The organism is Microbacterium sp. Leaf288, assembly GCF_001422925.1.
In the GTDB taxonomy this organism is placed as follows: domain Bacteria; phylum Actinomycetota; class Actinomycetes; order Actinomycetales; family Microbacteriaceae; genus Microbacterium.
Window position 1 is genome coordinate 138,472 of sequence record NZ_LMNI01000010.1, and the last position, 12,973, is coordinate 151,444.

Here is a 12,973-nt window from a genome sequence, read left to right on the forward strand (position 1 = left end):
AATTGCATACCGGGCAATTCTTTATACCTCTACTAGAGGTTGAAGGTTTAGACAGGTCCAGGGCTACGGAGGCCGGCATGAGCCAGAACCAGAACTACCTCGCCGTCATCAAGGTGGTCGGCGTCGGCGGCGGCGGAGTGAACGCGGTCAACCGCATGATCGAGCTCGGCCTGCGGGGCGTCGAGTTCATCGCCATCAACACCGACGCCCAGGCGCTGCTCATGAGCGACGCCGACGTCAAGCTGGACGTCGGGCGCGAACTGACACGAGGACTCGGCGCAGGCGCCGACCCCGAGGTGGGGCGGCGCGCGGCCGAGGACCACGCGGAGGAGATCGAGGAGGCGCTGCGCGGCGCGGATATGGTCTTCGTCACCGCGGGCGAGGGCGGCGGCACCGGCACCGGCGGTGCCCCGGTGGTCGCGAAGATCGCGAAGTCGATAGGAGCACTCACGATCGGTGTCGTGACGAAGCCCTTCTCCTTCGAGGGTCGTCGCCGCCAGCAGCAGGCCGAGACGGGCGTCGCACGCCTCAAGGAAGAGGTCGACACCCTCATCGTGGTGCCGAACGACCGCCTGCTCGAGATCAGCGATCGCGGAATCTCGATGATCGAGGCGTTCGCCACCGCCGACCAGGTGCTCCTGGCCGGTGTGCAGGGCATCACCGACCTCATCACGACGCCCGGTCTCATCAACCTCGACTTCGCCGACGTCAAGTCGGTCATGCAGGGAGCGGGCTCGGCCCTCATGGGCATCGGCTCGGCGCGGGGGGCGGATCGCGCCATCAAGGCCGCCGAACTCGCCGTCGAATCGCCCCTGCTCGAGGCCTCGATCGAGGGCGCGCACGGTGTGCTGCTGTCGATCCAGGGTGGCTCGAACCTCGGCATCTTCGAGATCAACGACGCGGCGCAGCTGGTCAAGGAGGCCGCGCACCCCGAGGCGAACATCATCTTCGGAACGGTCATCGACGACACCCTCGGCGACGAGGTGCGCGTCACCGTCATCGCGGCGGGCTTCGACGGGGGCGAGCCGCAGGCCCGCATCGAGCCGATCACGGCCACGCGCGTCGTTTCGACCCCCGCGCTGCCCGTGACGTCCGCCGACGAGGCCGCGAAGGACCGCGACGTCGTCGAGACGCAGACGCCCCAGGTTCCCGTCGCAGTCGGCGCCGTCACGGAGTCGTCCTACGACACCGCTTTCGGCGACGACGACCTCGACATCCCCGACTTCCTCAAGTAAGTGGGCGACCTCGCCGATCGTCTCGCGGCGATCGATGAGCGGATCGCGGATGCTGCGCGCGCGGCGGGCCGTGATCCGTCCGAGCTCACTCGCGTCGTCGTGACGAAGTTCCACCCGGCGTCGCTCGTCGAGGAGCTGTACGGGCTCGGCGTGCGCGATGTGGGGGAGAACCGGCAGCAGGAGTTCAGCCGCAAGGCGGTCGAGGTCGGAGACCTCGACGGACTGCGCTGGCATTTCATCGGGCAGGCGCAGACCAACAAGGCGCGCGCCATCCGGGCTGCAGCATCCGTCGTCCATTCGCTGGACCGTGCCCGCCTGGCGGACGCGCTCGACGCCGTGGCCGAGCCGGGAGACGCGGTCCTTGACGTGCTGCTGCAGGTCAATCTCACCGACGACCCCGGCCGTGGCGGCGTCGCCCCTGACGACCTCGAGGCCCTCGCCGCTCACACCGCCGCGCTGCCCTCGCTGCGTGTGCGCGGGGTGATGGCGGTCGCGCCGCTGGACGAGCCGCCTGCGCCGGCGTTCGAGCGGCTGAACCGTCTCGCGGGCGTCGTGCGCGCGGTCGTCCCCGATGCGGAGTGGATCTCCGCCGGCATGACCGCGGACTTCGCCGAGGCCATCGCGGCCGGCGCGACACACCTACGCATCGGTTCGGCAATCACCGGACCCAGACCACAACGCGGTTAGCCTCGGAACAGATGAGCACTACGGAGGATCAGATGTCGAACCCGCTCAAGAAGACCATGGTGTACCTCGGACTCGCCGACGAGGAAGAGGTCTACGAAGAGCCGGCCCCTCAGCCGCGTGCTCGCAAGTCCGAGCAGGTCGTCGAGAAGCCGGCCGCTCCCGTGACGCCGATCCACCGCCCCGCGGTCGTCCGCCAGCCGGCGCCCGCGGCGATCAACGAGATCCTCACGGTGCACCCCAAGCAGTACCGCGATGCCCAGGTCATCGCCGAGAACTTCCGTGACGGCATCCCCGTCATCATCAACCTCTCGCAGATGAGCGACGCCGACGCGCGACGCCTCATCGACTTCGCGAGCGGCCTGTCGCTCGGTCTCTACGGACGCATCGAGCGGGTCACCAGCAAGGTGTTCCTGCTCTCGCCCGAGAACGTCGCCGTGTCGGGCGACGGAGCGGTCGCGCAGGCGGATCCGGAGTCGGTTCCGTTCGCGCAGCCGTAATCTGGCTACGTGGCAGTCGTCCAACTCATCGCAGCGATCCTCAACCTCGCGCTGCTGCTCTATGTCTTCGTGTTGCTCTCGCGGCTGGTCCTGGACTGGATCCCGTTCTTCAACCGGGAGTGGCGCCCGCGGGGCGCGGGTCTCGTCGCCGCGGAGATCATCTACACCGTCACCGACCCGCCGATCAGGCTGTTCCGCCGCTTCATCCCGCCGCTGCGCGTGGGGGCGATCGCGATCGACTTCGGGTTCGCGCTGACGATGCTGCTGTGCTTCATCCTGCTCAGCATCACTCGCACCATCGCGGGCTGAACCGACTCACTCCGACCCGGTCGCCGGCTTCGACACTCTCAGAACCGATGACTATGCTTTGCTGATACGAACGGCCGCCAGCCGGCGGCCGCCCCGACATCGGCCAGCGACCAGACGCTCGAAAGAGGAATCACCATGGCATTGTCCCCCGATGACGTCGTCACCAAGCAGTTCCAGCACGTCCGCTTCAAGGAGGGTTTCGACCCGGACGAGGTGGACGATTTCCTCGATGAGATCGTCGTGGAGTGGCGCAAGGCTCTCACCGAGAACGAAGAGCTGAAGGCCAAGCTGGCGGCGTACGAGTCGGGTGCTGCCGCGCCTGCCCCGGCTGCCGCCCCGGCGCCTGCCGCCGAGCCCGCCCCCACCCCCGCCGCGGGTGGCGCCGCTCCCGCCGCGAGCGCCGGCATCATCGAGCTGGCGCAGCGTCTGCACGACGAGCACGTCGCCGAGGGCATCGCCCAGCGCGACCAGCTCATCTCCGACGCCAAGTCGCAGGCCGCATCGATCGTGTCCGAGGCCGAGACGCGCGGTCGCGAGGAGCTTTCGAAGCTCGAGCGCGAGCGCACCACACTCGAGGGCCGCATCTCCGAGCTCCGCAACTTCGAGCGCGACTACCGCGCCCAGCTGCGCAGCTACATCGAGGGCAAGCTGCGCGACCTCGAGACCACGGCGACGGCGTCCGGCGCTCAGCCGGTCTCCGCGCTGGGCCTCTAGGCCTTGTCGAGCCGACCACCCCTTCGTCAGGCGGCGGCCGGCACCATCATCGCGGTTCTCGCGGTGCTGGTGCTGGCCGCCGACCAGTTGGCGAAGTATCTTGCGCTCGAGAACCTGCCGTACCAGGAGCCGGTCGAGGTCCTCGGCGACTTCCTGAGCTTCTACCTCACCCGCAACCCCGGCGCCGCCTTCTCGCTCGGTGAGGAGGTCACGTGGATCTTCACGATCGCGCTGGCCGTCGTCGCCGTCGTCATCGGGTGGCTCGCGGCGACGCGGGTGCGCTCGCGCCTGTGGGCGGTGGCCCTCGGACTCCTCCTCGGCGGCGTCCTGGGCAATCTCACCGACCGGCTCTTCCGCGACCCCGGCTTCGGCGTCGGGCACGTCGTGGACTTCATCAACACGCCGTGGATGTGGTTCTTCCCCGGCATGTCTCCGGCGATCTACAACGTCGCCGACATCTTCATCGTGTGCGACATGATCGCGATCGCACTCTTGGTACTCGTGGGGGTTCACATGGACGGTACGCGCGACCACGGCCGCAAGAATGAGGACGAGGCCGAGAACGACGAGACGCTCCTCGGCGCCGAGGGCGATCAGTTCGCCTCCGGCGGTACCGTGGAGGGCTTCGGCGACGAGTTCCCCGTCGCCGACCCCGACGCGGGCATCCCCGCCGCCGAGCGCGGGCTGCCCCCGCTGAGCGAGACCGAGCAGCACGAGGTCGAGGAAGAGGCCGAGCGCGAGGCGGAGCAGTACGAGGCCGAGCACGAGGCCGGCCACGACCCGAAGCGGCCCGAGTCCGGCGCCCAGCTCTGACGTGGACTCTCGCAGCCTGCCCGTTCCCGACGGCCTCGACGGCGCCCGTGTCGACGCGGCCCTCGCGAAGATGCTCGGCTTCTCGCGCACCTTCGCTGCGGAGGTCGCCGAAGCCGGCGGCGTGACGATGGACGGGCGCACGCTCGCGAAGTCCGACAAACTGCGCGGCGGCGCCTGGCTCGATGTGTCGTGGGCGCCGAAGGAGGAACCGCGGGTCGTGCCCGTGGAGGTGCCCGACCTCGGCATCGTGTACGACGACGACGACATCGTCGTGGTCGACAAGCCATCGGGTGTCGCGGCGCATCCCTCCCTCGGATGGGAAGGGCCGACGGTGCTCGGCGCCCTCGCCGCCGGCGGCTACCGCATCGCGACCACCGGCGCCGCCGAGCGCCAGGGCGTCGTGCACCGACTGGACGTCGGCACGAGCGGCCTCATGGTCGTCGCCAAGACCGAGCAGGCGTACGTCGCGCTCAAGCGCGCCTTCAAGGAGCGCGAGGTAGAGAAGATCTATCACGCCGTCGTGCAGGGGCATCCCGACCCGCTCGCCGGCACCATCGACGCGCCGATCGGGCGGCATCCGTCGCACTCGTGGAAGTTCGCGGTGACCCCCGAGGGCAAGGACTCCGTCACGCACTACGAGACCCTCGAGGCATTCCCGGGCGCTTCGCTGCTCGAGATCCACCTCGAGACGGGGCGCACCCACCAGATCCGCGTGCACATGGCCGCGCACCGGCACCCGTGCGTCGGCGATCCGCTCTACGGCGCCGACCCGACGATGTCGGCGCGGCTCGGCCTCACGCGCCAGTGGCTCCACGCCCACGAACTCTCGTTCGCGCATCCTGCGACCGGGGACTGGGTCACGTTCACGTCGGAGTATCCGGCCGACCTCGCGCACGCGCTCAGCGAGCTGCGCGGCGACTGAGCCCGCTCCCGCTCAGCGCCCGCCTTCGAAGCGGGCGGGCTCATCCTGCAGGGCGAACTCGATCCTGCGACGCATGTCGGAGAGTTCGAGCTCGGGCAGCGCCGTGAGGTCGTACCAGCCGACCTCGGTCATCTCGCCATCCACCGGGAACGGCTCGCCCGACACCCAGTCGCAGCGGAAGGTGATGTCGAGGTAGTCGCTCTGATCGCCGTTCTCGTACGTGACCCTCGGGATCTGGTGCACCCAGGCGAGCCGATCCACGCGGCAGACCACGCCGGCCTCCTCGAGGGTCTCGCGCACGGCGGCGTCGGCGGGCTCCTCGCCCGGATCGACGATCCCGGTGATCGGGGTGAGACGCCCGTTGTCGCTGCGACGGCCGAGCAGCACCTTCTCGCCGCGGACGACCACGGCGGTGACTCCGACGAGCGGGAGAGGGTCGGTGCCGATCTTGCGGCGCAGGTCGAGCACGAAGTCTGGCGTGGGCATGGTGACACCCTATGGGGCCGCATCGTGGCTCACCTGTCATGCACTGCCGCGCGAGGCATCGCATCGGCGCAGGCGAGCAGGTGGCCGGACGGCGCTGGACGATGTCGGATGCCTCGGGCAGAGTGTGGCCATGTCGATCGAGGTGAGGCCCGCGACGGTGTATGAAGACGTCGCGACCATGGTGGGTCCGAAGAATCCGGCGTCCAATGTGTGCTTCTGCCTGAGCTACCGCATCCCGTCGAAGGAGAACCTCGCGCTCAAGGGTCCGGAGCGCGGAGAGCGCGTGCGCCGGCTCATCGACGAGGAGGGTCCCATCGGCGTGCTCGCCTACGACGGCGACGACGTCGTCGGGTGGGCGGCGGTCGCGCCGCGCACGCGGACGCACTTCGCGACGTTCCGCAAGATCCCTCACATCGACGAGCAGGACGTGTGGTCGCTCTGGTGCTTCCGCGTGCGGCCGGGGCATCGCAAGAAGGGCGTCATGCACGCGCTCATCGACGGCGCCGTCGACTTCGCGCGGGATCAGGGCGCACCCGCCATCGAGGGCTACCCGGTCGACAACGGCCGCAACAGGGTCGACCTCACGATGGCGTACGTCGGCACGCGCCGGCTGTTCGAGTCGGCCGGGTTCGTGAAGGCGGCCGACACCGCGTCGGTGCTGTCGGGGTTTCCCCGCGTGCTCATGCGTCTCGACCTCTAGCGTGGACGCGTGAACGAACTCCTGCGCCGCCGCTTCTCCCGCGCGAACACCCTCTACCTCGACTTCGTCGACGCGGTCTCGGCGGAGCAGCTGGGCTCGCACCTCGCCGGCCTTCCCTCCGACACGGTCGGACACCAGCTGTGGTGCGTCCTCGGGGCGCGCGAGAGCTACCCGCGTGCCGCGAGGGCGGGGGAGTGGAAGGGCTTCACGAGCCCGGTCACGGCTGGCGAGACGACGGATGCCGCGGCCCTGCGCGCCGCACTGGTGCAGACCTCTGCGGATGTCGACGACTGGATCACGGGGCTCGACGCCGGGGACGAGGCATCCCTCACCTACGCGCTGGCGCTGCTCGAGCACGAGACGCAGCATCACGGCCAGCTCATCCGCTACCTGTACGGCCTCGGGATCGACCGCCCCGAGTCATGGCAGCGCCAGTACGCCCTCGACGAAGACTTCTGAGACCTCTGACCTTCACCCTCGAGTCGAGGGTGAAGGCACCTCGTGGCAGGAGTCCGCGACTCACGACGGATGCCGCAGCCGGTGTCGGCGGCCGAACCTAGACTCGTTGCGTGGCATCCGATTCCTTCGTCCATCTGCACGTGCACAGCGAGTACTCGATGCTCGACGGAGCGGCCAAGATCGGGGCGATGACGCAGGCGGCGGCCGAGTACGGCATGCCGGCGATCGCCGTCACCGACCACGGCAACACGTTCGCCGCCTTCGAGTTCTACCGCGCGGCCCAGGCCGCCGGCATCAACCCCATCATCGGACTCGAGGCGTATGTCACGCCCGGCACCCACCGCAGCGACAAGTCGCGCGTGGCGTGGGGCACGCCCGAGCAGAAGAGCGACGATGTCTCCGGCTCCGGTGCCTACACGCACACCACGCTGTGGAGCGAGACCACCGAGGGCATGCACAACCTGTTCCGGCTGAGCTCGCTGTCGAGCATGGAGGGTTACTACTTCAAGCCGCGCATGGACCGCGAGCTCCTCCAGACGTACGGCAAGGGGCTCATCGCGACGACCGGCTGCCCGTCGGGCGAGGTGCAGACGCGCCTGCGGCTCGGTCAGTACGACGCGGCCCGCGCAGCGGCCGCCGAATTCCAGGACATCTACGGCAAAGAGAACTACTTCGCCGAGATCATGGACCACGGCCTCTCGATCGAGCGTCGCATCATGACGGATCTCCTGCGGCTCGCGAAGGACCTCAGCATCCCGCTCGTGGCCACCAACGACTCCCACTACACGCACCAGCACGAGGCCGACGCGCACGCCGCCCTGCTCTGCGTCCAGTCCGGGTCGACGCTCGACGATCCGAACCGCTTCAAGTTCGACGGCGACGGCTACTACATCAAGACCGCACAGGAGATGCGGCAGCTGTTCCGCGACCACCCCGAGGCATGCGACAACACGCTGCTGATCGCCGAGCGCTGCAAGGTGGAGTTCAACACCGCGGCGAACTACATGCCCCGGTTCCCGGTGCCCGACGGCGAGACCGAAGACAGCTGGCTCATCAAGGAGGTCGAGCGCGGCCTCCACTACCGCTACCCGGGCGGCATCCCCGACAAGGTGCGCAAGCAGGCCGAGTACGAGACCGGCATCATCCTGCAGATGGGCTTCCCGGGGTATTTCCTCGTCGTCGCCGACTTCATCAACTGGGCGAAGGACAACGGGATCCGGGTGGGCCCCGGCCGCGGCTCGGGTGCCGGTTCGATGGTGGCCTACGCGATGAAGATCACCGACCTCGACCCGCTCGAGCACGGCCTCATCTTCGAGCGCTTCCTCAACCCGGACCGCGTCTCGATGCCCGACTTCGACGTCGACTTCGACGACCGTCGCCGCGGCGAGGTGATCGACTACGTCACCGAGAAGTACGGTTCCGAGCGCGTCGCGCAGATCGTCACGTACGGCACCATCAAGTCGAAGCAGGCCCTGAAGGATGCGGGCCGTGTGCTCGGGTTCCCGTTCAGCATGGGGGAGCGGCTCACCAAGGCGATGCCCCCGGCCGTGATGGGCAAGGACATGCCGCTGGACGGCATGTTCGACCCGCAGCATCCGCGTTACAAGGAAGCGGTCGAGTTCCGCACGCTGATCGAGACCGACCCCGAGGCGAAGACGGTGTTCGACCGCGCGCTCGGACTCGAGGGCCTCAAGCGGCAGTGGGGCGTGCACGCCGCCGGCGTGATCATGTCGTCCGAGCCGCTGCTCGACATCATCCCGATCATGAGACGCGAGCAGGACGGCCAGATCGTCACGCAGTTCGACTACCCGTCGTGCGAGACCCTCGGCCTCATCAAGATGGACTTCCTGGGGCTGCGCAACCTCACGATCATCTCGGACGCGCTCGACAACATCCGTCTGAACCGCGGCGAGGAGCTCGACCTCGAGCACCTCGCGCTCGACGACCGCCCCGCGTACGATCTGCTGACGCGCGGCGACACGCTCGGCGTGTTCCAGCTCGACGGCGGACCGATGCGATCGCTCCTGCGGCTCATGAAGCCCGACAACTTCGAAGACGTGTCGGCCGTCATCGCGCTGTATCGTCCCGGCCCCATGGGCGCGAACTCGCACACGAACTACGCGCTGCGCAAGAACGGCCTGCAGCCGGTGACGCCGATCCATCCGGAGCTCGAGGAGCCGCTGAAAGACATCCTCGACATCAGCTACGGCCTGATCATCTATCAAGAGCAGGTCATGGCGATCGCGCAGAAGGTCGCCGGCTTCTCGCTCGGCCAAGCAGACATCCTGCGCCGTGCGATGGGAAAGAAGAAGAAGTCCGAGCTCGACAAGCAGTACGAGGGCTTCTCGGGCGGCATGAAGGAGCGTGGCTTCGGCGACGCCGCGATCCAGGCGCTGTGGGACATCCTGCTGCCGTTCTCGGACTACGCCTTCAACAAGGCGCACTCCGCGGCGTACGGACTCGTCTCGTACTGGACGGCGTACCTCAAGGCGCACTATCCCGCCGAGTACATGGCCGCGCTCCTCACCAGCGTCGGCGACTCGAAGGACAAGATGGCGGTGTACCTCAACGAGTGCCGCCGCATGGGCATCAAGGTGCTGCCGCCCGACGTCGGACAATCGATCCGGTACTTCGCGGCCGTCGGCGAAGACATCAGATTCGGCCTCGGCGCGGTGCGCAACGTCGGCGCGAACGTCGTCGACGGCATCGTCGCCGCCCGCGCGGAGACGACCTATTCGAGCTTCCACGACTTCCTCTCCAAAGTGCCGGTGCACGTGGCGAACAAGCGGACGGTCGAGTCGCTCATCAAGGCCGGCGCGTTCGACACGATGGGCTCGACGCGGCGCGCGCTCATGGAGATCCATGAGGACGCGACCGAGGCGGCCGTGCTCGACAAGCGCCGCGAGGCCAACGGCGAGGTCGGCTTCGACTTCGACTCGCTGTGGGGGGACGACGAGCCCCAGCAGGCGGCCAAGGTGCCCGAGCGGCCGGAGTGGACCAAGAAGGACAAGCTCGCCTTCGAGCGCGAGATGCTCGGCCTCTACGTGTCGGACCACCCGCTGGCCGGCCTCGAGATCCCACTCGCGAAGCACGCCTCGACGAGCATCCACGACCTGCTGGCCTCGGAGGACGTGGGCGACGGCGATCAGGTGACGATCGCCGGTCTCGTCACGAGCGTCCAGCATCGCGTGGCCAAGCAGAGCGGCAATCCCTACGGCATGATCACCGTCGAGGACTTCGACGGCGAGATCACGGTCATGTTCATGGGCAAGACCTACACCGAGTTCCAGCACATGCTGCAGGCCGACTCGATCCTCGTGGTGCGCGGCCGCGTGTCGCGCCGCGACGACGGCATGAACCTCCACGCGCAGTCCGCGTTCTCGCCGGATCTCGGCAGCATGGACGAATCCAGCACCCTGGTGCTGATCGTGCCCGAGCGGCGCGCGAGCGAGGCGCTCGTCGGGGAGCTCCTGCAGACTCTGAACCGCCACGCGGGCGACACCGAGGTGTCACTCAAGCTCCACAGCGGCACGGTGGCGAAGGTGTTCGAGGTGCCGCACACCGTGCGGATCACCCCGGATCTGTACGGCGAGCTCAAGGGTCTTCTCGGGCCGCAGTGCCTGGGATGACAGCAGGGCGCGCGTGCGCCGGCGCAGGTCGCCGCGCGTCGCGCCGTCTCATCGGCGTCTCATGCGCCGTGGGTAATATCAGGTCGACGCGGGCCTCGGGAGCTCGCCGGAAGGAAACATCGTGACGGACGAGAAGCAGGACGCCAGCATCGACGAGGCGGTCGCGACCGAAGAGCCGCCGCAGTATGGTGTCGGGCCGTTCTCCATCCGCGAGGTCGCCCTCGCGGGCACCTGGATCGTCGCGTTCATCGTGTCGTTCTTCCCGATCTACGGTCCGTTCGAGTCGGCTCCGTCCGTCTGGACCAGCGGCATCGACTGGGTTCTCATGATCGGCGTGCCGACCATCGCGGTGTTCCTCGTCGTGCTGCGTCGTCTGTCTCCGCAGGGCATCCGCCGCGTCGGCTCCCTCGGCATCGACCAGTTCGCGTCCGTCGCCTTCTCGGTCGCCACCGTGCTCTGGCTGACCCTGCTGTGGAGCTCGTTCGTCCGGCTGTCGGTGGGGCAGGTCTTCCTCGCCTCCTGGGTCGTGTGGGTGGAGTTCTTCCTCATGCTCGCCGGCGTCGTGCTCACCGTGGCCGCGCCGTTCATCGGCCCGTTCGCGCAGGACTTCCGCGGGCGCCCGGAGGTTCCGGCGCACCGCAGCGCCCGTCCGGTGCGGCCCGTGTCGCCTCGACCGGCCCCCGTGCGCCCGGAGCCGGCCGCCGACGCCGAGCCCGACCCCGATTACACCCCGTACGCAGCCACCGGTGCCGCGGCGGCGCCCGAGGGCGAGACGCTCGAATCCGCTGCGCCCGAGGCCGCGGCGAACGACGACTTCGCCACGACCGTGATCCCGCTCGACGAGCAGGACGCCCCGACGGTCGAGGAGCCGGCACCGCTCGCCCCGAACGAGCCCGCTCAGGCGCGCGAGTCCTTCGAGCACGTCGAGAACCCGACGTCGACCGTGGAGCCCGCTGCGGCCACCGCGCCGCAGCACCAGGCCTTCTGGGCGCTCGTGCCCGAGGAGCGCGACATCGTCGACGAGATCGGCATCCCTGTGTTCCGCATCGGCCCGAGCGCATGGGCTCTCGTCATCGAGGACCGCGGCGAGGTGTTCGTGGTCCGTCACGAGGACGGGCGCATCGGCTACCTGCACGACGTCTCGGGCGTCACGCGCGGCTGACCGCGATCCGCCTCGCGATACCGTAGAAGGATGCTCCGGACGATCGACCTGCGCGGGCGTGCGCTCACTCCCGCGGAACTCCTCGCGACCGTTCCCCGTGCCGAGGCGGCGCGCTCAGAGGCGCTCGCGACGGCCGCGCACATCGTGGACGACGTGGCCGCGCGCGGCGAGATCGCCCTCCGCGAGCAGGCGTCGAACTTCGACGGGGTGGCCGAGCACGACATCCGCGTGCCCGCCGCCCACCTCGACGAGGCGCTCGAGACGCTCGACCCTGCTGTGCGCGCCGCGCTCGAGCAGGCGATCGAGCGCGTGCGCGAGGCATCCGCCGCCCAAGTCCCCGCGCCGACGGTGACCGAGCTCGGTCCCGGCGCCCGGGTGACGCAGCGGTGGCAGCCGGTGCGCCGCGTCGGCCTGTACGTCCCGGGCGGCAAGGCCGTCTACCCGTCGAGCGTCGTCATGAACGTCGTGCCGGCGCAGGTCGCGGGGGTGTCCGAGATCGCTCTGGCCTCTCCGCCGCAGCGCGCGTTCGGCGGCCGCGTGCACCCCGTGATCCTGGGCGCCGCGAAGCTCCTCGGCGTGACCGAGGTGTACGCGATGGGCGGCGCCGGCGCGATCGGTGCGCTCGCCCACGGTGTGGCGTCGCTCGGCCTCGAGCCGGTCGACGTGGTCACCGGCCCCGGCAACAACTTCGTCGCGGCCGCCAAACGCGCCGTGGCAGGTCTTGTCGGCACGGATGCCGAGGCCGGCGCGACCGAGATCCTGGTGGTCGCCGACGACAGCGCCGACGCGCGTCTGGTCGCCGTCGACCTCATCAGCCAGGCCGAGCACGACGAGCAGGCCTCCGCCGTCCTCGTCACCACGTCGGAGCAGCTCGCGGCCGACGTGGTCGAGGCGATCGCGCCCCGCGCCGCCGCGACGCGCCACGCCGAGCGCGTCGCCGCCGCCCTTGCGGGCCCGCAGTCGGCGATCGTGCTGGTCGACGACCTCTCCGCGGCGACGGCGTTCAGCAACGCCTACGCGCCGGAGCACCTCGAACTGCACCTGGCCGACCCGCACCCGGAAGAGTTCGTGCACGCGGGCGCCGTGTTCGTCGGCGCCGACTCGCCCGTGAGCCTCGGCGACTACCTCGCCGGCAGCAACCACGTCCTGCCCACCGGAGGACAGGCCCGCTACTCCGCGGGGCTCTCCGCCGCCACGTTCCTGCGCCCGCAGCAGGTCATCGAGTACGACCGCGACGCCCTCGCCGCCGTCCACGACGCGATCGTGACGCTGGCCGAGGCCGAGGCGCTCCCCGCCCACGGCGAGGCCATCACGGCCCGCTTCGAGGTCTGAGTCCGGATTCCCGGCGTAGGCTGTCTCT

13 protein-coding genes are annotated in these 12,973 nt (G+C 69.3%); 12 read left to right on the plus strand and 1 reads right to left on the minus strand.

The window, feature by feature from the left end:
* Positions 1–77 precede the first annotated feature (77 nt).
* From ftsZ to ASF40_RS04815, 7 genes are all read left to right on the plus strand, one after another.
* Entirely contained in the window at positions 78–1,235 is a 1,158-nt protein-coding gene (gene ftsZ, locus ASF40_RS04785) for a cell division protein FtsZ (RefSeq protein WP_056367103.1), read from the plus strand.
* Positions 1,236–1,922 carry a YggS family pyridoxal phosphate-dependent enzyme gene (locus tag ASF40_RS04790; protein ID WP_056367104.1) on the plus strand — a complete coding sequence of 229 codons (687 nt, stop codon included), beginning with the start codon at positions 1,236–1,238 and terminating at the stop codon, positions 1,920–1,922.
* A gap of 32 nt (positions 1,923–1,954) precedes the next feature.
* Complete coding sequence (locus tag ASF40_RS04795; protein ID WP_045298951.1) at positions 1,955–2,419, plus strand: cell division protein SepF; 465 nt, start codon at positions 1,955–1,957, stop codon at positions 2,417–2,419.
* Positions 2,420–2,428: 9 nt separating this feature from the next.
* Positions 2,429–2,728 carry a YggT family protein gene (locus ASF40_RS04800; RefSeq protein WP_056367105.1) on the plus strand — a complete coding sequence of 100 codons (300 nt, stop codon included), beginning with the start codon at positions 2,429–2,431 and terminating at the stop codon, positions 2,726–2,728.
* Positions 2,729–2,863: 135 nt separating this feature from the next.
* Positions 2,864–3,442 carry a DivIVA domain-containing protein gene (locus tag ASF40_RS04805; RefSeq protein WP_056367106.1) on the plus strand — a complete coding sequence of 193 codons (579 nt, stop codon included), beginning with the start codon at positions 2,864–2,866 and terminating at the stop codon, positions 3,440–3,442.
* A gap of 3 nt (positions 3,443–3,445) precedes the next feature.
* Positions 3,446–4,255 carry a signal peptidase II gene (lspA, locus tag ASF40_RS04810; RefSeq protein WP_396823292.1) on the plus strand — a complete coding sequence of 270 codons (810 nt, stop codon included), beginning with the start codon at positions 3,446–3,448 and terminating at the stop codon, positions 4,253–4,255.
* Between the two features lies 1 nt (position 4,256).
* On the plus strand, positions 4,257–5,177 hold the full coding sequence (locus ASF40_RS04815; RefSeq protein WP_056367107.1) for an RluA family pseudouridine synthase: 921 nt from the start codon (positions 4,257–4,259) through the stop codon (positions 5,175–5,177).
* A 12-nt stretch (positions 5,178–5,189) separates the two neighbouring features.
* Here the strand turns inward: ASF40_RS04815 and ASF40_RS04820 are convergent, their stop codons facing one another.
* Entirely contained in the window at positions 5,190–5,663 is a 474-nt protein-coding gene (locus ASF40_RS04820; RefSeq protein WP_056367108.1) for an NUDIX hydrolase, read from the minus strand.
* Positions 5,664–5,793: 130 nt separating this feature from the next.
* On the opposite strand from ASF40_RS04820, the gene ASF40_RS04825 reads away from it, so the two are divergent.
* The 5 genes from ASF40_RS04825 to hisD all read left to right on the plus strand — a co-directional run bounded on the left by ASF40_RS04825 (position 5,794) and on the right by hisD (position 12,945).
* Positions 5,794–6,363: a GNAT family N-acetyltransferase gene (locus ASF40_RS04825; protein WP_056367109.1), complete on the plus strand. Its 570-nt coding sequence runs from the start codon at positions 5,794–5,796 to the stop codon at positions 6,361–6,363.
* 9 nt (positions 6,364–6,372) lie between these two features.
* Positions 6,373–6,822, plus strand: a complete 450-nt coding sequence (locus ASF40_RS04830) for a DinB family protein (RefSeq protein WP_056367110.1) — start codon at positions 6,373–6,375, stop codon at positions 6,820–6,822.
* A gap of 158 nt (positions 6,823–6,980) precedes the next feature.
* Positions 6,981–10,451, plus strand: coding sequence for a DNA polymerase III subunit alpha (gene dnaE, locus ASF40_RS04835; RefSeq protein ID WP_056368205.1), 3,471 nt, complete (start codon positions 6,981–6,983; stop codon positions 10,449–10,451).
* A 118-nt stretch (positions 10,452–10,569) separates the two neighbouring features.
* A complete protein-coding gene (locus ASF40_RS04840; protein WP_056367111.1) occupies positions 10,570–11,613 on the plus strand; it encodes a hypothetical protein in 1,044 nt (347 codons plus the stop codon).
* A 30-nt stretch (positions 11,614–11,643) separates the two neighbouring features.
* Complete coding sequence (hisD, locus tag ASF40_RS04845) at positions 11,644–12,945, plus strand: histidinol dehydrogenase (protein WP_056367112.1); 1,302 nt, start codon at positions 11,644–11,646, stop codon at positions 12,943–12,945.
* Positions 12,946–12,973 lie beyond the last annotated feature (28 nt).